At 66.8% G+C, this 20056-nt stretch carries 21 protein-coding genes; 4 read left to right on the top strand and 17 right to left on the bottom strand.

The genetic code is table 11. The features are described 5' to 3' along the window. Positions 1-22: 22 nt before the first annotated feature. Complete coding sequence (gene infC / locus ACNQPB_RS18630; RefSeq protein WP_498753907.1) at positions 23-1012, bottom strand: translation initiation factor IF-3; 990 nt, start codon at positions 1010-1012, stop codon at positions 23-25. Positions 1013-1416: 404 nt separating this feature from the next. Here infC and ACNQPB_RS18625 point away from each other — a divergent pair, with 404 nt between their 5' ends. After that, positions 1417-1803: a DUF1844 domain-containing protein gene (locus ACNQPB_RS18625; RefSeq protein ID WP_115789832.1), complete on the top strand. Its 387-nt coding sequence runs from the start codon at positions 1417-1419 to the stop codon at positions 1801-1803. A gap of 110 nt (positions 1804-1913) precedes the next feature. Here ACNQPB_RS18625 and ACNQPB_RS18620 read toward each other — a convergent pair whose 3' ends face one another. The 8 genes from ACNQPB_RS18620 to ACNQPB_RS18585 all read right to left on the bottom strand — a co-directional run bounded on the left by ACNQPB_RS18620 (position 1914) and on the right by ACNQPB_RS18585 (position 8106). Beyond that, positions 1914-3215 carry an MFS transporter gene (locus ACNQPB_RS18620; RefSeq protein WP_498753906.1) on the bottom strand — a complete coding sequence of 434 codons (1302 nt, stop codon included), beginning with the start codon at positions 3213-3215 and terminating at the stop codon, positions 1914-1916. A gap of 55 nt (positions 3216-3270) precedes the next feature. Further along, entirely contained in the window at positions 3271-4206 is a 936-nt protein-coding gene (locus tag ACNQPB_RS18615; RefSeq protein ID WP_498753905.1) for an SseB family protein, read from the bottom strand. Next, entirely contained in the window at positions 4206-4952 is a 747-nt protein-coding gene (gene priA, locus ACNQPB_RS18610) for a bifunctional 1-(5-phosphoribosyl)-5-((5-phosphoribosylamino)methylideneamino)imidazole-4-carboxamide isomerase/phosphoribosylanthranilate isomerase PriA (protein WP_498753904.1), read from the bottom strand. Before priA ends, ACNQPB_RS18615 begins: the two co-directional genes overlap by 1 nt. Before the next feature lie 33 nt (positions 4953-4985). Continuing rightward, on the bottom strand, positions 4986-5144 hold the full coding sequence (locus ACNQPB_RS18605) for a CG2302 family histidine operon protein (protein WP_498753903.1): 159 nt from the start codon (positions 5142-5144) through the stop codon (positions 4986-4988). 1 nt (position 5145) lies between these two features. After that, entirely contained in the window at positions 5146-5892 is a 747-nt protein-coding gene (gene hisH, locus ACNQPB_RS18600; RefSeq protein WP_498753902.1) for an imidazole glycerol phosphate synthase subunit HisH, read from the bottom strand. Beyond that, the gene (gene hisB, locus ACNQPB_RS18595) at positions 5889-6515 is read right to left on the bottom strand and encodes an imidazoleglycerol-phosphate dehydratase HisB (protein WP_498753901.1); all 627 of its coding nucleotides are present in this window, start codon (positions 6513-6515) and stop codon (positions 5889-5891) included. Before hisB ends, hisH begins: the two co-directional genes overlap by 4 nt. A gap of 39 nt (positions 6516-6554) precedes the next feature. Then, positions 6555-7673, bottom strand: a complete 1119-nt coding sequence (locus ACNQPB_RS18590; protein WP_498753900.1) for a histidinol-phosphate transaminase — start codon at positions 7671-7673, stop codon at positions 6555-6557. A gap of 76 nt (positions 7674-7749) precedes the next feature. Beyond that, on the bottom strand, positions 7750-8106 hold the full coding sequence (locus ACNQPB_RS18585; RefSeq protein WP_498753899.1) for a LysM peptidoglycan-binding domain-containing protein: 357 nt from the start codon (positions 8104-8106) through the stop codon (positions 7750-7752). Positions 8107-8450: 344 nt separating this feature from the next. On the opposite strand from ACNQPB_RS18585, the gene lexA reads away from it, so the two are divergent. Then, on the top strand, positions 8451-9197 hold the full coding sequence (gene lexA / locus ACNQPB_RS18580) for a transcriptional repressor LexA (protein WP_498753898.1): 747 nt from the start codon (positions 8451-8453) through the stop codon (positions 9195-9197). A gap of 41 nt (positions 9198-9238) precedes the next feature. Here lexA and ACNQPB_RS18575 read toward each other — a convergent pair whose 3' ends face one another. Together ACNQPB_RS18575 and hflX are read right to left on the bottom strand one after the other, a co-directional pair. Next, on the bottom strand, positions 9239-11290 hold the full coding sequence (locus ACNQPB_RS18575; protein WP_498753897.1) for an ATP-dependent DNA helicase: 2052 nt from the start codon (positions 11288-11290) through the stop codon (positions 9239-9241). Further along, complete coding sequence (hflX, locus tag ACNQPB_RS18570; protein ID WP_498753896.1) at positions 11283-12845, bottom strand: GTPase HflX; 1563 nt, start codon at positions 12843-12845, stop codon at positions 11283-11285. The genes ACNQPB_RS18575 and hflX overlap by 8 nt, the downstream gene beginning before the upstream one ends. 363 nt (positions 12846-13208) lie before the next feature. On the opposite strand from hflX, the gene ACNQPB_RS18565 reads away from it, so the two are divergent. After that, positions 13209-13820, top strand: a complete 612-nt coding sequence (locus tag ACNQPB_RS18565; protein WP_498753895.1) for a class I SAM-dependent methyltransferase — start codon at positions 13209-13211, stop codon at positions 13818-13820. On the opposite strand, the gene dapF is transcribed toward ACNQPB_RS18565, so the two are convergent. The 6 genes from dapF to ACNQPB_RS18535 form a co-directional block, all read right to left on the bottom strand. Further along, positions 13801-14730: a diaminopimelate epimerase gene (dapF, locus tag ACNQPB_RS18560; RefSeq protein WP_498753894.1), complete on the bottom strand. Its 930-nt coding sequence runs from the start codon at positions 14728-14730 to the stop codon at positions 13801-13803. The genes ACNQPB_RS18565 and dapF overlap by 20 nt on opposite strands. Positions 14731-14796: 66 nt before the next feature. Then, on the bottom strand, positions 14797-15693 hold the full coding sequence (gene miaA, locus ACNQPB_RS18555) for a tRNA (adenosine(37)-N6)-dimethylallyltransferase MiaA (RefSeq protein WP_498753943.1): 897 nt from the start codon (positions 15691-15693) through the stop codon (positions 14797-14799). 47 nt (positions 15694-15740) lie between these two features. Further along, complete coding sequence (miaB, locus tag ACNQPB_RS18550; RefSeq protein ID WP_498753942.1) at positions 15741-17189, bottom strand: tRNA (N6-isopentenyl adenosine(37)-C2)-methylthiotransferase MiaB; 1449 nt, start codon at positions 17187-17189, stop codon at positions 15741-15743. A 173-nt stretch (positions 17190-17362) separates the two neighbouring features. Then, a complete protein-coding gene (locus ACNQPB_RS18545; protein WP_498753893.1) occupies positions 17363-17911 on the bottom strand; it encodes a regulatory protein RecX in 549 nt (182 codons plus the stop codon). 10 nt (positions 17912-17921) lie between these two features. Continuing rightward, positions 17922-18968, bottom strand: a complete 1047-nt coding sequence (gene recA / locus ACNQPB_RS18540) for a recombinase RecA (RefSeq protein ID WP_498753892.1) — start codon at positions 18966-18968, stop codon at positions 17922-17924. 264 nt (positions 18969-19232) lie between these two features. Beyond that, a complete protein-coding gene (locus ACNQPB_RS18535; RefSeq protein WP_498753891.1) occupies positions 19233-19472 on the bottom strand; it encodes a DUF3046 domain-containing protein in 240 nt (79 codons plus the stop codon). Positions 19473-19513: 41 nt separating this feature from the next. Here ACNQPB_RS18535 and ACNQPB_RS18530 point away from each other — a divergent pair, with 41 nt between their 5' ends. Further along, positions 19514-20014, top strand: a complete 501-nt coding sequence (locus tag ACNQPB_RS18530; protein WP_498753890.1) for a MarR family winged helix-turn-helix transcriptional regulator — start codon at positions 19514-19516, stop codon at positions 20012-20014. Positions 20015-20056 lie beyond the last annotated feature (42 nt).

Here is a 20056-nt window from a genome sequence, read left to right as displayed (position 1 = left end):
AGCGTTGCTTCCGGCGGCGTGACTAGTTGGTCTTGCGCGCTGCCGGCTTGGCCGGCTTCGGTGCCGCCGGACGGGCGACGGGCTTCGGAGCCGCAGGCTTTGCCATCGGCTTCGGAACCGCTGCAGCTGCGGGCTTCGGCGCGGCGGCAGGCTTCGGAGCTACCTCGGCCTGCTTGACGACGGGAGCTTCCTCGACGACGGGAGCTTCTGCCGGTGCTTCCTCGACGACGGGGGCTTCCTCAGCGGGAGCTTCCGCAACCGGAACCTCCTCGACGGCAGGAGTCTCCTCGACGACGGTTTCCGCAACCGGAGCTTCGTCAACGGGTGCTTCCACGACGGGAGCCTCCACGACCGGGGTCGCTTCCTGCTCGATGCCCTGCTCTTCAGACTGGTTCAGGAGCCCTGCCGGAAGCAGGTCCCCCAGGGTCTGGGTCAGCGGAGCGTCGTTGCCCGAGGTGTCGATCCGCGCTGCAGCCTTGGCCTCGTTCTGCGCCTTGGCTTCGGCACGCTGGGCCGCGCGGCGGGCTTCGGCCTTGGCCTCTGCCTTGTTCTTCAGCGGACCGATCACCATGACCATGTTGCGGCCGTCGATCCGGGGGCTGGACTCAACCACACCGACTTCGGCGACGTCTTCCGCGAAGCGCTGCAGCAGGCGGATGCCCATTTCGGGGCGCTGCTGCTCACGGCCGCGGAACTGGATCATGGCCTTCACCTTGTCACCGGCACCCAGGAAGCGGAGCGCGTGGCCGCGCTTCGTTTCGTAGTCGTGGGTGTCGATCTTGAGGCGGAAGCGGATTTCCTTCAGAACCGTGTTGGTCTGGTTCTTGCGGGCCTCACGGGCCTTGACGGCGGCTTCGTACTTGTACTTGCCGAAGTCCATCAGCTTGCACACCGGAGGCTTGGCCTGCGGTGCAACTTCAACGAGATCCAGATCAGATTCGGCAGCCAGGCGCAGGGCATCCTCGATACGGACAATTCCTACCTGTTCGCCGGCAGGGCCGACCAACCGCACCTCGGGGACGCGGATACGCTCATTGATTCTTGGCTCGCTAATGTCAAAGCTCCTGTGGTTGTGGTTAGTGTTCCACCGGCAAAAAGAGAAGGCCCCCAATTGCTGGCGCAATCGAAGGCCTCGGAAGATCGGGACCTGCCGCTACGACAGGTACGCACTGAACGGGATAAGGTCCCGGACAATGTCCGACCAGATACCCGGCAACTTAACATCCCCTGAGGGAAACGGCTGACGCGGGTGGGAGAGAACTCCGCTTGCAAACTGAAAGTCAAGTCTACAGAAACAGTCCGCCAACTGCACATCGGGTGGCAGCTGCCGGACTTCGCTGGCCAAGCGCTGCGGTCCACATTGTGGTTCCACGGCAAAATGGCGACTCTCAGTCGGTCTGTGTCAAGCTTACCAGCATGAGCACTTCAGACAGCAATTCCCCCGACCGGACCGAGGAAGGCGACGACGCCGGACTGGCCCAGCAAATCCGCGACATTTCGGAGGTGCCGGCCGTGGAGGTCATCACCACCGGAGCGGTGCACCTGATGAGCGCGGCTGCCGTCAAGGTGGGGCTGGCCGACGACCCCAACGCAGAGGACCTCAAGGACCTGGATGAAGCCCGCAAGCTCATCACCGCCCTGGCCGGACTCGTGACGGCTGCGGCCCCGGAGATCGGCTCGCAGCACGCCGGGCCCTTGCGGGACGGCCTGCGTTCGCTGCAGCTGGCGTTCCGCGAGGCATCCTTGATCCCGGACGAGCCGGGCAAGGGCCCGGGCGAAAAGTTCACTGGCCCGGTGAACTAAAGCCGGTGAACTAACCCAAACGCAGGCAAGCATAACGACGACGGCGGCCGTTCCCGGTGGGGGGCGGCCGCCGTCGTCGTTTGTGTTGCAAAAACTGCCAGCGGACCCTGCTACCGGACCAGCGCCGCCCGGCGGATCTTCATCAGCACGAGCCCCGCGAGGCAGAGCACGACGCCGGCAACGCCCACCGACACGAAACCGCCCCAGGAACCGACGCCGTCGATGAACACCCCGGCCAGGGGTGCGCCGAGGGCGACGCCCGCGGTCAGGGCGGAGCCGTACCAGCCCATGGCCTCTCCCCTGCGTTCCTCCCCGACGAGTTCGGCAACCTTCTCCGAAGCTGCCGACAGGACAGGGGCGCACAGCAGGCCAGGCAAGATGGACAGGATGGACAGGGTCCAGGTGTCCTTGGCCAGGCCCATCGGGATGGTCAGGGCGGCCATGCCGAGCAGGAGCAGCAGCGGCGAAACAGGGCGGTGCATCGCACCATAGACCACGCCACCGACCACGGACGCCGCGCACCAGAAGAAGAAGACGATGCCGAGCTCGGTCTGGTGGCCGGAACGCTCGAGGATCGCCACGATGCCGACGTCGGTCCCGCTGAGCACCATGCCGGAGCCCGCCGCGACGACGAACACCGCCGCCACGGAGACCGTGAGCCACGCGAAGTTGCGCACCACGTGCCCGCGGAGCCTGGCCAGCCTGGACCCGGCAGGCGCCAGTTCGGAGGCGGCTTCCTGAACGTGCGCGGCGGAGGCGACGATCGCGGCGCCGGCAGCGGCGAGATCGTCCGCGGCACGCGCGGCGCTCTCCTCCGCGGTGCAGACGTCCTCGCTCCGGGTGGGCGGGTTGAACCAGATCAGGAAGAGGCCGGCGACCGAGGCCGATGCGCCGACTGCGGTCAGGGCGACCGCAGAGTAGCCGCTCGTGGCCGCGATGGCGCCGACCGCCGGACCGATCATGAAGACCAGTTCCGTGAAGATGGAATCAAGGGCAAAAGCCGAGCGCCGTTGTTCGCCGTCGACCAGAACGCCCAGGGACTGCCGGATGACGCTGAAGATGGGCAGGCTGAACAGGCCGCCCACGAAGACCAGGGGCAGCACCCACTGGTAGCTGACGTGCGGGACGACGGCCCAGATGAGCGCTTCGGAGACCACGGAAGGGATGAGGGCCTTGCGGAGGCCGGCCCGGTCCACGCGACGGCCGCGCCAGGGCGCACCGATGGCAATGCCGATCGTCATCAGGGCCGCGGCGGCACCGGCAGCCGCGTACCCCTGGTTCAGGGTCAGCACGATATGCAGGGTCAGGAGCACACCGGCCGCCGAATGCGGAATGCGCGCGATCAACCCGATGATCAGCAGTTGCCTGACCGGGCGGACGGACAGTGTCTCCTTGTAGAGAGCGAAATTCACGAGCTACAACCTCTTTGTTCCCCGGGTGGCTGCCCGGGAACCGGTGCAACCGTGACTAAGGCGCAGTCTCCTGCGCTGCGCGCTGCAGCTTGACCTCAAGCGAATCGACGTTTTCGGCGAAGGCCTCAAGCTGCGCCCACGCTTCGTTCAGCCGTCCCAGCAGCACCTGCAGGGCGGCCGCATCAAGCCCGTCGTCAAGGAAGAGCACCACCTGCAGTTCGGGGCCGGCACCACCGCCGGCCACTGTCTGCCCGCTGGCGGTGCGGGCCGCCGTTCCGGCGCCCTGGCGGGTTTCCAGGCGGCGGACCACCGGGAACTCCCGTGCCGCGGAAGCGAGAGCAGACTCCAGTTGATCATCCAGGTACGACGGCGTCCAGTCCCGCTGCTGTGCCAATGCCCACACCGCGGGCCTGCGGACCACGAAGGTCAGCTCGGAGCCAGGGTCCAGGACCAGCAACTGAGCCCCTTCGGAGACCGCTGAAAGGGCCGCCCTGGCCGCGTACACGGCCACAGGCCGGGCGTTCGGGTGCCAGGATTCGAGTGCGGCCGCCGAAGTGAACACCGGCATCGCCGTCCGGCCGTCGGGGGCTTTGAGGGTGACCAAGGCCATGTCGGCTTGTTTGTCGGCGTGCAGCGTATGACCGTCCGCTCCGGCGGCGCCGTCGGCTTCCTCGGCCAGGGTCGCCATGACGGGTACGAAGACCCGGGCGGTGGCCAGCGCCCTGACGACGCCCGCTTCGCCGCCGCGGCCCTCACGGAGGGCCTCGACCGCTGCAAGGTATCCGGCGTCGGCCCTTCCGTCGTCGTCCTCGAAGTTATGGATCTTCGCGGCGTCTCCGCTGAGGTCGCGGCCGGCCCACGGCGTACCCGCCGAGTCGCCCGCTCCCCCGGCGCCGGCCAGCGCCGCGGCGATGTGGCCCGGCAGTTCACGCCGCGGCGTGCCGCTTTGGGGCGAGCGCTGCCCGGCTGCCGGTTCCTGCTGTCCGTGCATCAGCGGCGGCCGGCTACGTCCAGGGCTTCGGGAAGCGTGAAGGCCCCCGCGTACAGGGCCTTGCCCACGATCGCGCCCTCGACGCCGAGCGGGACCAGTTCGCGGAGGACGCGCAGGTCCTCGAGGCTGGAGATACCGCCGGAGGCGACCACGGGCTTGCCGGTCTTTTCGACCATCTGCTTGAGCAGTTCGACGTTGGGGCCCTGCAGCGTGCCGTCCTTGGTCACGTCGGTCACGACGTAGCGCGCGCAGCCGGCGTCCTCAAGGCGGGCCAGAACCTCCCAGAGGTCCCCGCCTTCCTTGGTCCAGCCACGCCCGGCCAGGGTGGTGCCGCGGACGTCGAGGCCGACGGCGATCTTGTCGCCGAAGCGCTCGATGGCGCGCCGCGTCCACTCCGGGTTCTCGAGGGCGGCGGTGCCGAGGTTGACGCGGGCGACGCCGAGCCCAAGGGCGCGTTCAAGGGACTCGTCGTCGCGCAGGCCGCCGGAAAGCTCGACTTTCACGTCGAGCTGCGAGACGACCTCGCTGATGAGGTCCGCGTTGTCGCCGCGGCCGAAGGCGGCGTCGAGATCCACCATGTGCACCCACTCGGCGCCGGCATTCTGCCAGTTCAGGGCGGCTTCCAGCGGGGTGCCGTAGCTGGTTTCGGAGCCGGCCTCGCCCTGCAGGAGGCGGACGGCCTGGCCGTCCACGATGTCGACGGCGGGCAACAGTTCCAGGACGGGCAGTTCAGGGGCGGTGGCCATGGGGATCCTCGGGGTTGGGGACGGAAACGGGCGTCACTTGCCCGGCAGGGTGAAGAGGTAGGCGGCCAGCAGCGCCATGGCAGCCAGCACGTAGAAGGAGATGGAGACCCAGCGCGGGCGCTTCTGCTGGTGGAAGGAAATTCCGCCGCCGATCAGGAGCCCGGCCGCGCCCATCATGATGATCGACCACATATCAGGCAGTGGCTTCCGGGGCGCCGTCCGCAGCGGGCTTGGGGCGCAGGCCCTCGACCCAGTTGCGCAGCAAGCGTGCCCCGGCGTCGCCGGACTTCTCCGGGTGGAACTGGGTGGCGCACAACGGCCCATTCTCCACGGCCGCGATGAAGGGCGCGCCGTGTTCGGACCAGGTGACCATGGGCGGGGCCATGCGCGGCTGCGCGACGTCGAACTCCCATTTCTGCACGCCGTAGGAGTGCACGAAGTAGAAGCGTTCGTTCTCGACGCCGGCAAACAGCTTGGAGCCCTCCGGGACCTTCACGGTGTTCCAGCCCATGTGCGGCACTACCTGGGCGGGCAGCAGTTCCACCTTCCCGGGCCACTCGCCCATCCCCTCGGCCTCGGTGCCGTGCTCCACGCCGGCTTCGAAGAGGACCTGCAGGCCTACGCAGATGCCGAGGACGGGGCGGCCGCCGGCCACCCTGCGCCCGATCATCCGGATCGCGTCGACGGCTTTCAGTTCACGCATCACCGTTTCGAAGGCACCGACGCCGGGCACCAGCAGCCCGTCCGCGTTCAGGACGTCCTCGGGCTTGGCGCTGAGCGTCACCTGGGCGCCTGCCCGCTCCAGGGCGCGCACGGCGGACCGGACGTTCCCGGAACCGTAATCCAGGACCGTGACGGTCGGCTTGCCCTCAGGCGAAGCGATGCGGCCGGCGGCGTCGGGGTTGACGACGGCGCCGTCCTTGAGAATCTGCTTGCTCACAGGGCTCCCTTGGTGGACGGGATGCCCTCCACGCGGGGATCGGATTCCACGGCGGCGCGAAGGGCGCGGGCAAAGGCCTTGAACTGGGCTTCGACAATGTGGTGCGGGTCGCGGCCAGCCAGCACGTTCATGTGCAGGCAGATACCGGCGTGCAGGGTGATGGCTTCGAACACGTGGCGGGTCAGCGAACCGGTGAAGTGCCCGCCGATCAGGTGGTACTCCTGGCCCGCAGGCTCGCCGCTGTGCACCAGGTAGGGGCGCCCGGAGACATCCACGACGGCGTGCGCCAGGGCTTCGTCGAGGGGCACGGTGGCTTCGCCGAAGCGGCGGATTCCCGCCTTGTTCCCGAGAGCGGTCCGCAGGACTTCGCCGAAGGTGATGGCGACGTCCTCCACTGTGTGGTGGGCGTCGATGTGGGTGTCGCCGGTGGCCTTCACCGTCATGTCGATGAGCGAATGCTTGCAGAGCGCGGTCAGCATGTGGTCGTAGAACGGCACGGAGGTGCTGATGTCCGAGACGCCGGTGCCGTCGAGGTTGATTTCGACGAAGACCGAGGACTCGCTGGTGCTGCGTTCCATGCGTGCGGTCCGGGCGGCTGCCGTGGTGGCGCCGTTTTCGCTCATTGAATTGTCCTTAGAAGGGGGTGTGGGTCTGCTTCAAGTCTAGGCCCGGGCCGGGGCCCGGCCGTCAAGCAGGGCCTCGAGGGCTTCGAGGAACGCCGTCGTTTCGGCTTCGGTGCCGGCGGTCACGCGCAGGTGTCCGGGGATGCCGACGTCGCGGATCAGCACACCGGCGTCGAGCAGTCCCTGCCACACGGCGTGCGGATTCTCGAGACCGCCGAAGAAGACGTAGTTCGAATCGGAAGCCGCCGGCTTCAGGCCGAGGCGGATCAGACCGTCGACGATGCGGTCGCGCTGGACCTTGATGTCCTCGACGTCGGCCATGAGTGCCTCACGGTGCCGGAGGGCCGCCAGGGCGGTGGCCTGGGTGACAGCCGAGAGGTGGTACGGCAGGCGCACCAGGCGGATGGCATCAGCGACCTCGGGAGCGGCCGCCAGGTAGCCCACCCGGGCGCCGGCGAGGGCGAAGGCCTTGCTCATGGTGCGCGAGACGATCAGGCGTTCCCTGCCGGGCAGCAAGGTCAACGCACTGGGCGTGTCATCGTGGGCGAACTCGTGGTAGGCCTCGTCGACAATGACGATCGCCTGGCTTGCCTCTCCGGCCTCGTAGACGGCTTCGACGACGTCGAGACCCAGGCCCGTGCCGGTGGGGTTGTTCGGGGAGCACAGGAACACGATGTTCGGCTGCAGTTCCCGGACCTGTGCGGCGGCCGACTCGGCGTCCAGCCCGTAATCGTCGGCGCGGACGCCGGTGATGTAGGCAGTGTCGGTTCCGCTGGCGAGCAGGGGGTACATCGAGTACGTGGGAGGGAAGCCCAGGGCGGTGCGTCCGGGGCCGCCGAAGGCCTGGAGGATCTGCTGGAGGACCTCGTTGGAACCGTTGGCTGCCCAGATGTTCTCGGGGGTGAGGCCGTGGCCGAGGTACTCCGCAAGCGCTTCGCGAAGCTCCGTGAATTCGCGGTCCGGGTATCGGTTCAGGCCCATGGCGGCCTTGGCGACGGCCTCCGTGATGGCGGCCTGGACATCCGAGGGAACACCATGGGTGTTTTCGTTGACGTTGAGCAGGATCGGAACATCCAGCTGCGGGGCACCGTAGGGGCTCAGTCCGCGGAGGTTGCTCCGGAGGGGAAGTCGGTCAAGTCGCTCTAGCTGCTCACTCACCATGACAGTTTAAGGTGCAAGCACCAGTGCCCTGAAACTGTGACAGGGGCAGCCCGCCGCCCGGCACGGGGCGGACTCAGGCGGCAGGGACAAACAGCTGCTGACCAGGAACGATCCGGCCGCCTTCCAGGTTGTTCAGCTGGATGATTTCCACGATGACGTCGCGCGGATCGCGTTCCGGCGCGGCGGCTCCTGCGATGCCCCACAGCGACTGGCCGGCTTGGACGGTGACCGTGACCGTCGGGGTCGCGCGCAGCACGGTTCCGTCGTCGGCAGCCTTGGCCGGCGAGTTCAGGAAGCCGACGAAGGTCAGCAACGCTGCGAGCAGCAGCATTGCCGGGATTCCGAAGAAGACGATGCGGCCACGGCGTGTCAAGCGGAGGCGGCCGGGGACAGCCTTGGGAAATTCGCGGGTGATGGTGATGCCGGACATGAGCTGAGCCCTCCTGATGAAAAGCCTGCACCCGGACCCACCCGGCACATGGCTGCCAATTCTCTCTTCCATCAGCACCCGAATCCCCCGGTGTTCGAATCCGATATTCGAATCGAAGGACCGCCGGACTGCTGACTTAGAACACATATTCGAACCTTGCTACGACATTTTTAGCACTTATCAACGAATGGTGTCGAGACTCGCTAGAACAAATGTTTGATAAAGCCCTGTGCCTGCCCTACGTTTGAGGGAAGGAACAGGCACAGGAGAAGTGCATCAGGAGGGTCTGACATTTTAGGACCCGGTCCGGCCATCGGCCGGGGAAGAACGGAAGGACGCGGCACATGGCAGCACGAGCCAACGGCAACGGGGCCTCCCCTCGGGGCCAGCAGTTGCCCAAGGCAGCCAAGGGCCTGACCGTCCGCCAGAAGAAGATCCTGGAAACCATCCAGCGTTCCGTGAACGACAACGGCTACCCGCCCTCCATGCGCGAGATCGGCGACACCGTGGGCCTTGCCAGCCTCTCCAGCGTCACGCACCAGCTTTCCCAGTTGGAAAAGCTTGGCTATCTGCGGCGCGACCCGAAACGGCCGCGTGCAATGGAAGTGCTCATGCCACTCACCCTCGACGGCGGGGCAGGGATTCCGGGCGTGGAGGCTCCGGCCTCGCTGCGAAGCACGGGCGGGCTCGCAGTCACCGAACTGGCCAGCGCCAGCGATACCGCCATGGTTCCGCTGGTGGGCCGCATCGCTGCCGGTGGTCCCATCCTGGCGGACCAGACCGTGGAAGACGTGCTCCCGCTGCCCCGCCAGCTGGTCGGCCACGGCGAACTCTTCATGCTCAAGGTGGCCGGTGATTCCATGATCGACGCCGCAATCTGCGACGGCGACTGGGTGGTGGTGCGCCGCCAGAACGACGCCGTCAACGGTGACATCGTTGCGGCCCTGCTCGACGACGAAGCCACGGTCAAGACTTTCCGCCAGCGGGACGGCCACACGTGGCTGCTGCCCCAGAACACCCAGTACGAACCGATCCTCGGCGACCACGCCACGATCATGGGCAAGGTCGTTTCGGTCCTGCGTTCCCTCTAGCCGGCAGGGCCGGGGCCTCCCGCCGCCCGACGCGGGGCCTCTTAGCCGGCGCTCAGCCGTTCGAGTGCCCCGCGGACCACGGAGCTGTCTGTCGTCGCCCAGAAGGGCGGAAGCGCAGCCCGCAGGAACCCGCCATAGCGTTCGGTCGACAGCCTGGAGTCCAGCACGGCCACCACTCCCTTGTCACCCGTCGTACGGATCAGCCGGCCGGCGCCCTGGGCGAGGCGGATCGCAGCATGGGTGGCCGAGACCGCCATGAAGCCGTTGCCTCCGGACTGCGCCACGGCACGCGAGCGGGCAGTCATCAGGGGGTCGTCCGGCCGCGGGAACGGAATCCTGTCGATCACCACAAGCCGGCAGGAACCACCGGGGACGTCCACGCCCTGCCAGAGCGACATCGTTCCGAAAAGGCAGGTGTCCTTTTCGTCGGCGAACTGCTTCACGAGGGCGGCCATGGTGGACTCCCCCTGGCAGAGGATCGAGAGGTCCAGCCTGGAGCGCATCTGTTCGGCCGCTTCTTCGGCTGCGCGGCGGGAGGAGAACAGGCACAGCGCGCCGCCATTGGAGGCGCGGAGCAGCCGTTCGAGCTCGTCGAGCGCTTCGGGTGAGGTTCCACGGCCGGGTTTCGGCAGGTGCGCCGCCACGTACAGCATTCCCTGTTTCGGATAGTCGAAAGGCGAGCCGACGTCCACCCCGGTCCAGCTTGGCGCGCCGTCCCCCATCAGGCCGAGGCCACCCGCAGCTGGTTCGAATGCCGCGCCGATGGCGAGGGTCGCAGAGGTCAGCACCACGGTGTGATCCGCAAACAGGCCTTCGCGCAGGCGTCCGGCAACGCTCAGCGGGGCGATGTTGATCAAGGCCGGGGCGCCCTCGTCCGGCGCCGAATACCCCTGTTGCGGATCGAAGGTGCTGGCGCGCGAAAGCCAGACCACCTCGCGGTTTTCGCGGGCGGCGAGCAGGCGTTCGCACAGCTCCAGGATCAGCAGGAGGCGTGAGCGCGCAAGCTGCCGGCCGCCGTCGACCGCGTTGGAAGAATCGCCCTTCGAGTCCGAGAGCGCCGCCCGGCAGGCTTCCCGGAGCTGGTCGATGCAATCGAGCTGTTCGTCGTTGAGTCCGTTCGGCAGCAGCCCAGAGGGGGCGCCGGCCAGCGCCACTTCCAGCCGGTCCGCTGCCGAGTTGAGCGCATCCACCGTGATCGCGGTGTGCTTGCGCGCACTGGAAGCCGCTGCATGGACCATGGTCACCGAAAGCTGTCCGGACACCGCCCCGGTGACACGGTCCTGGAGTTCGTGGGCTTCATCCACCACCACGACGTCGTATTCCGGCAGCACGGCCAGCCCTTCGAAGGCGCTCACGGCGAGCATCGCGTGGTTGGTGACCACGACGTCGGCCTCGGCAGCCCGCTGCCGGGCAAGTTCACTGAAGCACTCCTCCGCCAAGGGGCATTTCTGCGAGCCGAGGCATTCCATCGACGTCACCGAAACCTGCCGCCAGGCCCGGTCCGTCACGCCGGGCATGAGTTCGTCGCGGTCGCCCGTGGAGGTGGTTTCGGCCCATTCACGGAGGCGAAGCACTTCCTTGCCCAGCTGCGATGCGGGGCCGCCGATCGCGGCCGCCGTGTGCGGGACGCTGGTGTCCTCGCCCAATGAGAACAGCTGGCCTTCGGCCGGTTCTTCGCTGGGAAAGCCACCCTCAAGCTTGTGGAGGCACAGGTAGTTGGCCCGGCCCTTGACCAGGGCGACGACCACGGGACGCTCCAGCAAGGGGTTGAGGGTTTCGAGGAGCCTGGGGAGGTCGCGGGAAACAATCTGGCTCTGCAGCGCGAGCGTCGCAGTCGACACCAGTGTGGGCTTGTTGCTGTCCATCGCGTGCGCGATCAGTGGAACCAGGTATGCGAGGGATTTGCCGGTTCCGGTGCCGGCCTGGACGAGGAGGTGCTCATTGCTCTCGATGGCGCGGGCAACATGGAGGGCCATGGTGTGCTGCCCGGTGCGGTTCTGCCCGCCCATGCCTGCAACAGCCTTGTCCAGGAGGTCCAGGGCGGTGCGTTCCGCCCTGGACCCTCCTGTGACGGGAGTTTCCTGCTCAGCCATTGATGGCGAACTCGCCGAGTTCTGCTGCCAGGTTTTCGTGCACCATGGCAACTACCCGGGTGCCGCTTTCCTCATGCTCGAGGCTGAGGATTTCGGCGTCGGAGTTGTGCAGCTTGCTGATCAGTTCGCCGCGGTTGTAAGGAATCAGCGCCTCCAGCCGGACCCCCGGCCGCGGAATCGCCGCGCTGATGGCTTCCAGCAGTTCGGCAATGCCCTGCCCTGTACGGGTGGAGACAACGGCATGCCGCGGTTCCTTCTGCTTCAGGCGTTCGACGACGAAGGGATCGGCCGCGTCGACCTTGTTCAGCACAATGATTTCCGGAATCTTCCGGGCATCGACCTCGGCCAGCACGGTCCGCACCGCAGCGATCTGCCCTTCGGGATCGGGATGGGAAACATCCACGACGTGAAGGATCAGGTCGGCGTCGGCCACTTCCTCCAAGGTGGAGCGGAAAGCCTCCACCAGCTGGGTGGGCAAGGAACGGACGAAACCGACGGTGTCGGCCAGGGTGTAGCCGATCCCGTCCGGCGTCTGTGCCTTGCGGACTGTCGGATCGAGGGTTGCGAACAGGGCGTTCTCGACCAGGACGCCCGCGTCGGTCAAGCGGTTGAGCAGCGAGGACTTCCCGGCGTTGGTGTAGCCGGCGATCGCCACCGAGGGAACGGCATTACGACGGCGGTTTGCCCGCTTGGTCTCGCGTGCCGGCTTCATGGCCGCGATCTCCCGCCGCAGCTTGGCCATCCGCGTGCGGATGCGGCGGCGGTCGAGTTCGATCTTGGTTTCACCGGGACCGCGGGACCCCATGCCCGCCCCGGCGCCACCCACCTGGCCACCGGCCTGGCGGGACATGGATTCACCCCAGCCACGCAGGCGCGGCAGCAGGTATTCGAGCTGGGCCAGCTCAACCTGGGCCTTGCCTTCACGGCTCTTGGCGTGTTGGGCGAAGATGTCCAGGATGAGGGTGGTGCGGTCCACCACCTTGACCTTGACGATGTCTTCCAGGCCGCGCCGCTGGGACGGCGCCAACTCGGTGTCCACGACGACGGTGTCCGCCCCCGTCGACATCACGATGTCCCTGAGCTCCAGCGCCTTGCCGGAACCGAGGAAGGTGCCGGGGTCCGGCTTGACCCGCCGCTGGACGATGCCGTCAAGCACCTCCGAGCCGGCGGTCTCGGCCAGCGCCGCAAGCTCGCGGAGCGAGTTCTCGGCGTCGGCGAGGGTCCCTTCGGTCCAGAGCCCGGCGAGGACGACGCGCTCAAGGCGCAGCTGCCGGTATTCGACTTCGGTGACGTCTTCGAGTTCGGTGGACAGCCCCGCCGTGCGGCGCAGGGCGCGGCGTTCGGCCAGGTCTTCCTGCTCGCCGTCGTAAATGCTGTGTTCTTCGTCCAGGGTGGAAATCGCCTGGGCCTTGCCGAACACGCCTCGGGAATCTTCGCTTTCCCGCGCCGGTGCCGGCACATCCTTGGAGAGAATCCGGTCGATGACAGCCTGGATTTGTTCAGGACTCATGTCCTGGGCGTCGGAATCGGCTCCGGTGTTCTGCTGCGTGGTCATGGTCTCCTTAGAGGGTCGGCATATCCAGAATAGTGCCGTTTGATGTCTGATGGTGCGCGCTTCGCGCTGGGCTGACGCCTTCGCAGGACCAGACAGGAAATCCAGGACGCCATAGGGCCGCGGGCAAAAGCCGGGACGGACGGCGGTGGATCGATCTGTTGAGGTTCCGGTAACCCGGGATCATGCCAAAGGCGGAAAGGCGCTGCCGCGGGGATTCCGAAGGGAACAAGCGGGCAGGCCTGCATCGCAGGGGCTGAATTACTCAAAGATCAAGAACATGCACACAACCTTATCAGGCGTTGTCAAGCACTTGCCGGGGCGTTGGTTTCCCTTGGCTGGCGCGGCCAACTACTCTGGCAAGCTATGGAGTCTGCTCACTATTTCAACGCGCCCGCCGGGCCTTTCCCCCGCAAGCCCCTCACGGTGGAACTGGCCGGCGCCACCCGCAGACTCCACAGCTCCCCCGGTATCTTCAGCCCCGACGGGATCGACAAGGGGACCGTGATCCTGCTGGACGAGGTACCCGCACCGGCCCCGCGAGGCAACCTGCTGGACATCGGCTGTGGCTGGGGTCCGATCGCGCTCACCATGGCGCTCATGGCGCCGGAGGCACAGGTCTACGCCGTCGACGTCAACGACCGCTGCATCACCCTCACCAACGAGAACGCTGCCGCGCTGGAGCTGGGCAATGTCACCGCCAGCCTGCCCGACGACGTCGACCCCTCCGTGACCTTCGACACCATCTGGTCCAATCCGCCAATCCGCATCGGGAAGGCCGAGCTGCATGAGCTGCTGCTGAAATGGCTGCCGCGGCTGGCTCCAGGCGGGAACGCCTGGCTGGTGGTCCAGAAGAACCTCGGCTCGGATTCCCTTCAGCGCTGGCTTGCGGAGAAACTGGACGATACCTTCACAGTGACCAGGGAAAACACCGCAAAGTCATTCCGGATCCTGCGGGTCAGGAAAGCGAACCCGTAGCAACGATCACCGCGGGGCCGCTCAGCTCCACGTGTTCACGCCCGCCGGCGCCGGGGAAGAAACGCACCTCGACGACGCCGCCCGGGACGTTGACCTTCCAGTTGTCGGGAGCTTCCGGACCGGCCCAGTGCCGGATCGCGACGGCGGCCGCGCAGGCTCCGGTGCCGCAGGACTGGGTCTCCCCCACCCCGCGTTCGTGGACCCGCATGGTGATGGTCCCGGTGCCGTCATGGACCAGCGGTTCGGCCGGGACGACGAATTCGACGTTGGTGCCGTGCGGCGGGACAGGGTCCACCTGGGGGGCCTTGTAGAGTTCCGTGGCTTCCAGTTCCGACAGTTCGGCCAGGGCCACCACCGTGTGCGGGTTGCCCATGCTGACCGAGAGCGCGGGCCGGGCAACTTCGAGGCCCTCGGCGTGGACCAGGGAGTCCATGGCCTTGTCCCGGGCGTCCTCGGGGAAAATGAATTCCCACGGGCCCATGTCCACGGCGTAGCCCCCGGCCGTCCGGGAGATCCGCTTGATCCCGCCACGGGTGCCGATGGCCAGGGATTCGCCGGCGCCCAGCGTCACGAGGCCCTGGTCGATGAGGAAGTGCACGAAGACACGCACGCCGTTGCCGCACATTTCGGACAGCGAGCCGTCGCCGTTGCGGTAGTCCATGAACCATTCCGCGGCGGGTTCAGTTTCGAGGATGTCCCGGCCTTCGGGCAGGAAACGCGAAGGGACGGCACGGATGAGTCCGTCGCCGCCGATGCCAAGGTGCCGGTTGCACAAGGCGGCGACCTGTTCCGGGGAGATCCGGTGCTGATCCTCGGGGTCGGCGATCAGGACGAAATCGTTGCCGGTGCCATGCCCCTTGGAAAAAGGCAGTCCGTTGAGGCCAAGGGTGTTCGTGAGGCTTTCGTCCATGGCTCAAGGCTACCTGCGGCCAGCCTTCCGCCTAAATCAGTGGCGGGAGCAGCCAACGGAACTCCGTCAGCACAGCTCCGCGGCTTTGGCGACGAGCCCGGGGTCCTGCCAGTCGAGCCAGGTTATCCGGGGATCGGCGCGGAACCAGGTGAGCTGGCGGCGCGCAAACTGCCGGGTGGCCACGATGGTCTCCTCGGCCGCCGTCGCGATGTCGGACGCGCCGTCGAGCACCCTGAGGAACTGCGCGTAGCCGAGCGCGCGCGAGGCGGTCTTGCCCTGGCGCAAGCCGGCGGCGTCGAGCGTCCGGACCTCATCCAGCAGGCCGCCGTCGACCATGCGGTGCACCCGCAGGGCGAGGCGTTCGCGCAGGAGTTCGCGGTCGACGTCGAGCCCGATCTGCACGGCGGGGCGGACGTACTCGCGCACGGGCATGAAGGAGCTGAAGGGCCGGCCTGTGAGCTGGTGCACCTCGAGGGCGCGGATGACACGCCGGGCGTCGCCGAGGCGTTCGGCGGAGACGGGATCGACGGCGCGGAGGCGGTCCACGAGGACGGACAGTCCGTGTGCGTCAGCTTCGTCCTCGAGGGCCTTGCGGAGGACCGGGTCCGTTCCGGGGAACTCGAGGACGTCCAGCGCCGCCCGGACGTACAGGCCGGAGCCGCCGACCAGGATGGCTCGTTTGCCCCGGGCATGGATCTCGTCGATGATGGCGCGGCATTCCTGCTGGAACGCCGAGACGCTCGCCTCCTCCGTGACGTCCATGGTGTCCAGGAGGTGATGGGGCACTCCGTGGCGCTCGGCGGGAGTGATCTTCGCGGTTCCGATGTCCATGCCTCGGTAGAACTGCATGGCGTCCGCGTTGATGACCTCGCCGCCCAGTGCCAGGGCCAGCTGGACGCCGAGATCGGACTTTCCGGAGCCGGTGGGCCCGACGACGGCGATCACCGGCGGGGTGCCGCGCATGCTCAACTGCTGCTTGTTCAACTGCTGCTTGTTCAACTGCTGCTTGTTCAAGCGCGGCGCAGCGGCAACGACGGCATGCCCAGGGATACCGCCGCCTTGCCGTCCTTGCCCGAAGCGCCAGGCGCCGGCGTGCCGCAGGAATCGGCCTGCGAGCGGTCCCAGGCATCCCCGGCCCGGGAGCGGCGCAGGCTGTAGTCGGCGGTCCCCGCGGGATCGCTGATCAGGTGGAAGGCAGCCGCTTCAGTGATGGTGACGGTGACGAAGTCGCCAGGCCGGGGCGTTTCGGCGCCTTCGGGGACGGAGAAGTGCACGAGCCGCTGGTCCGCGGCGCGGCCGGAAAGGCGGTGGGTCTCCCCCGCCTTTCGCCCTGACTGGGCCGTGACGAGAAGCTCCACCCGGCGGCCGAGCTGCATGGCGTTCTCCTCGGCGGCTATCCGGTCCTGCAGCGCGGTGAGCCGCTCGTAGCGTTCCTGGACGACGGCCTTGGGGAGCTGCTCGGGCAACTCCGCGGCTGGGGTGCCCGGGCGCTTGGAGTACTGGAACGTGAAGGCGGAGGAGAAACGGGACTTTTCGACGACGTCGAGCGTGGCCTGGAAGTCCTCTTCAGTCTCACCGGGGAAGCCCACGATGATGTCGGTGGTGATGGCGGCGTTGGGAATCCGCCCCCGGACCTTGTCCAGGATGCCAAGGAACTTGGTGGAACGGTACGAGCGGCGCATGTCCTTGAGGACCTTGTCGGAACCGGACTGCAGGGGCATGTGCAGCTGCGGCATCACATTGTGGGTTTCGGCCATGGCGTCGATGACGTCATCGGTAAAGGCGGCCGGGTGGGGGCTGGTGAAGCGCACCCGTTCCAGGCCTTCGATTTCGCCACATGCCCGCAGCAGCTTGGAGAAGGCCAGGCGGTCGCCGAATTCCACGCCGTAGGAGTTGACGTTCTGCCCCAGCAGGGTCACCTCGACGGCGCCGTCGTCCACCAGGGCCTGGATCTCGGCGAGGATCTCCCCCGGCCGGCGGTCCTTCTCCTTGCCGCGCAGGGAGGGAACGATGCAGAAGGTGCAGGTGTTGTTGCAGCCGACGGAAATCGACACCCAGCCTGAGTAGACGGAGTCGCGCTTGGTGGGCAGCGTGGACGGAAAGACGTCCAGGGATTCCAGGATTTCGAGTTGCGCCTCGTTGTTGTGGCGGGCCCGGTCCAACAAAGCGGGCAGGGCGCCGACGTTGTGGGTGCCGAACACGGCGTCAACCCAAGGAGCCTTCCGGACGATGGTTTCCCGGTCCTTCTGGGCGAGGCACCCGCCGACCGCGATCTGCATGCCCGGATTCGCGGCCTTGACCTGTTTCAGCTCGCCCAGGTTTCCGTACAGCTTGTTATCCGCGTTCTCCCGCACGGCGCAGGTGTTGAAGACCACGACGTCGGCCAGGCCGCCGTCGGCGGGGACGTACCCGGCGTCCTCCAGCAGGCCGGCCATGCGCTCGGAATCATGGACGTTCATCTGGCAACCGAAGGTGCGCACCTGGTAGGTCCGCTGGCGGCCGGGCCCGTCGGCGCCGAACTTGTCGGGGCCGAACTCATCGGCGCCGAACTTGTCGTCACGGGGCTCATTGACCGCGGGCTCGTCGGCGAACTCGGCTGCGGAGGAAGGGGCTGCGGGAGAAGCGGTAAAACTCACTCGTTAAGGGTACCGGCTTCGTCCAGCACTTCCCCGACGATCCGGAAGGCCAGCGAGGGCTGGTAGCCCTTCCGGACCAGCATCGCCGCAAGCCTCCGGGTGTGCTTGTCCCGTTCTTCCCGGTTGCCAAGGTCCACGCCGGCCCGAAGCTTGCGTGCGACCAGTTCCCGCGCGGCTTGCTGTTCGTCCTCGTCGCTGAGTTGCCCGAGGGCCTCTTCTGCGGTGTCGGGATCGATGCCCTTGTCCGCGAGTTCACGCCGGAGCGCGCCCCTGGCCAGTTTCCTGGTCTGGGAACGGCTCCGGACCCACATCTCCGCGAACTCCGAGTCGTCGATGAGCCGGACTTCCTCGAAGCGGTCCAGCACGGCTTCGGCCACTGCCTCGGGCACGTGGCGTTCGGCCAGTTTCCGGGCCAGCTGCTGACGGCTCTTGGGCGAGCTGGTCAACTGCCGCAGGACGATGGCCCGGGCCACGGCCTCGGGATCGGCTTCGGCGTCCTCCGCAACCGGGGAATCCGCAGAGAGTTCCCTGCCCGGACCGGCCATGCGCTGCCGCCTAACCGTCAACGGCCTTCAGCTTCGGGGAGTCCTCGCCGTCGGCGGGCTTGACGCCGACACCCAGCTTCTCCTTGATGAGGCGTTCCAGTTCCTGGGCGAGTTCAGGGTTGTCGCGCAGGAAGCGGCGCGAGTTCTCCATGCCCTGGCCGAGCTGGTCGCCGTCGTAGGTGAACCAGGAACCGGACTTCTTGATGATTCCGTGCTCGACACCCATGTCGATGATTCCGCCTTCACGGGAAATGCCTTGGCCGTAGATGATGTCGAACTCGGCGACCTTGAAGGGCGGGGCCATTTTGTTCTTGACGATCTTGGCCTTGGTGCGGTTACCGACTGAATCCGAACCTTCCTTGAGGGTCTGGATGCGGCGGACATCGATGCGCACGGAAGCGTAGAACTTCAGGGCCTTTCCGCCGGTAGTGGTTTCCGGGGAGCCGAAGAACACGCCGATCTTTTCGCGCAGCTGGTTGATGAAGATGGCGGTGGTCTTCGTCTGGCTCAAGCGGCCCGTGATCTTACGCAGGGCCTGGCTCATGAGGCGGGCCTGCAGACCCACATGGGAGTCACCCATTTCGCCTTCGATTTCGGCGCGCGGCACAAGGGCCGCCACGGAGTCAATGACGACGATGTCCAGCGAACCCGAGCCCACCAGCATGTCCATGATTTCCAGGGCCTGTTCACCGGTGTCCGGCTGCGAAACAAGCAGGGCGTCCGTGTCCACGCCGAGCTTGGCCGCGTAGTCCGGGTCCAATGCGTGTTCGGCGTCGATGAAGGCCGCGATGCCGCCGTTGCGCTGTGCATTGGCTACGGCGTGAAGTGCCACGGTGGTCTTACCAGACGATTCCGGACCGTAGATTTCCACGACACGGCCACGCGGCAGGCCGCCAATGCCCAGGGCCACGTCCAGGGCGATGGATCCGGTGGGGATCACCTCGATCGGAGCGCGGGTATCGTCCCCCAAGCGCATGATGGAGCCCTTGCCGAATTGCTTGTCGATCTGGGCAAGCGCTGCTTCGAGCGCCTTCTCACGATCCGGGTTTGCCGCCATGGTTCACACCTCTGAGCTTTCTCGCTGTGGACTGGCCTGAACGGCCGCTTTCCTGTCCCTTCCGACGCTAGTGCCGGCCGCAGACATTATTTGCGGTCAACATGCGCTATGTGGATAATCACGCGGAATCAGGCAGGTCGCGGACACAGGCAGATGGTCCGTCAGAATCAATTTTCCTCTGAAAGGAGCATAGTCCCATCCGAACAGATATTCGAACAGCCAGGCCGCGCGTGTCACGGCTTCGAAGCTGAGCCCGCTGCGGGATCAGAACTGCGGAGACGCCCCGTCCTTGATCTTGATGTCCCGCCCCAGCCGGCGTTCCTCGGGGACATCCTGGACTTCGCAGACCGCGAGCCACACCTTCCGCGGCTCGACCCCGGCGGCCAGTGCCTGGACGGCCGTGCGACCGCCCACTCCGGCGAGCACCAGGGACCCTGCCAGGACCCGGGCATAGCCGCTCCCGAACTCGTCTTCCATGAGTCGCCAAAAGTCACTGATCCGCACCAATAGAGTCTCTCACGCGGCCGGACTCTAGAATGGTTGCCATGAGCAATATCCCCGACGACGCGCCGGTGCCGGTCAACGGAGACGGCGTCGACGACGCTCTCCAGCAGGTGGAGCACCAGCTGAGCATCTTCTGGCGCCGGGCACGTTCGCTCTCCCACCAACTGTCGCGCCAGGTGCATCCGGACATGGAACCGGCCGCTTACGGACTGCTTTCGATCATCCGCAAGGAAGGGCCGATGCGCCTGACCGAACTGGCCTCCTGCATCGGCGTCGGCAAGCCCTCGGTGAGCCGCCAGATCGCGTTCCTCGAAAGCATCGGCATGGTCTACAAGGAGGCCGATCCCCAGGATGGGCGGGCGCAGTCAATCCGCTTGACGCCCAAGGGCGAAGAAAAGATGCACCAGGTCCAGGATGCGCGGCGGCAGGCGTTCCGGGAACGGCTTGGCGAGTGGCCCCTTGAGGAAATCCGGACTCTGGCCGAATACATGGATCGGCTCAACACCGCATACGGCGAAGGGATCGGCAAGGACCAGGCCTGAACCGACGCAGGCCTGAACCGACGCCAAGCCTGAACCGAAGCG

The sequence above is a fragment of the Curtobacterium sp. LFS079 genome (genome assembly GCF_047977865.1).
Classification (GTDB): domain Bacteria; phylum Actinomycetota; class Actinomycetes; order Actinomycetales; family Micrococcaceae; genus Arthrobacter.
This window is presented reverse-complemented; position numbering and strand designations above follow the sequence as displayed.

What these genes read in the sequence shown, in the direction of transcription:
- hflX (WP_498753896.1), bottom strand. Translation starts at nt 12,845, where the DNA reads ATGACCACGCAGCAGAACACCGGAGCCGATTCCGACGCCCAGGACATG.
- dapF (WP_498753894.1), bottom strand. Translation starts at nt 14,730, where the DNA reads ATGGACGAAAGCCTCACGAACACCCTTGGCCTCAACGGACTGCCTTTT.
- priA (WP_498753904.1), bottom strand. Translation starts at nt 4,952, where the DNA reads ATGGCCACCGCCCCTGAACTGCCCGTCCTGGAACTGTTGCCCGCCGTC.
- hisB (WP_498753901.1), bottom strand. Translation starts at nt 6,515, where the DNA reads ATGAGCGAAAACGGCGCCACCACGGCAGCCGCCCGGACCGCACGCATG.
- miaB (WP_498753942.1), bottom strand. Translation starts at nt 17,189, where the DNA reads ATGAACGTCCATGATTCCGAGCGCATGGCCGGCCTGCTGGAGGACGCC.
- recA (WP_498753892.1), bottom strand. Translation starts at nt 18,968, where the DNA reads ATGGCGGCAAACCCGGATCGTGAGAAGGCGCTCGAAGCAGCGCTTGCC.
- ACNQPB_RS18625 (WP_115789832.1), top strand. Translation starts at nt 1,417, where the DNA reads ATGAGCACTTCAGACAGCAATTCCCCCGACCGGACCGAGGAAGGCGAC.
- lexA (WP_498753898.1), top strand. Translation starts at nt 8,451, where the DNA reads ATGGCAGCACGAGCCAACGGCAACGGGGCCTCCCCTCGGGGCCAGCAG.
- ACNQPB_RS18615 (WP_498753905.1), bottom strand. Translation starts at nt 4,206, where the DNA reads ATGCACGGACAGCAGGAACCGGCAGCCGGGCAGCGCTCGCCCCAAAGC.
- miaA (WP_498753943.1), bottom strand. Translation starts at nt 15,693, where the DNA reads ATGCGCGGCACCCCGCCGGTGATCGCCGTCGTCGGGCCCACCGGCTCC.
- ACNQPB_RS18575 (WP_498753897.1), bottom strand. Translation starts at nt 11,290, where the DNA reads ATGGCTGAGCAGGAAACTCCCGTCACAGGAGGGTCCAGGGCGGAACGC.
- ACNQPB_RS18530 (WP_498753890.1), top strand. Translation starts at nt 19,514, where the DNA reads ATGAGCAATATCCCCGACGACGCGCCGGTGCCGGTCAACGGAGACGGC.
- ACNQPB_RS18605 (WP_498753903.1), bottom strand. Translation starts at nt 5,144, where the DNA reads ATGTGGTCGATCATCATGATGGGCGCGGCCGGGCTCCTGATCGGCGGC.
- ACNQPB_RS18565 (WP_498753895.1), top strand. Translation starts at nt 13,209, where the DNA reads ATGGAGTCTGCTCACTATTTCAACGCGCCCGCCGGGCCTTTCCCCCGC.
- ACNQPB_RS18585 (WP_498753899.1), bottom strand. Translation starts at nt 8,106, where the DNA reads ATGTCCGGCATCACCATCACCCGCGAATTTCCCAAGGCTGTCCCCGGC.
- ACNQPB_RS18545 (WP_498753893.1), bottom strand. Translation starts at nt 17,911, where the DNA reads ATGGCCGGTCCGGGCAGGGAACTCTCTGCGGATTCCCCGGTTGCGGAG.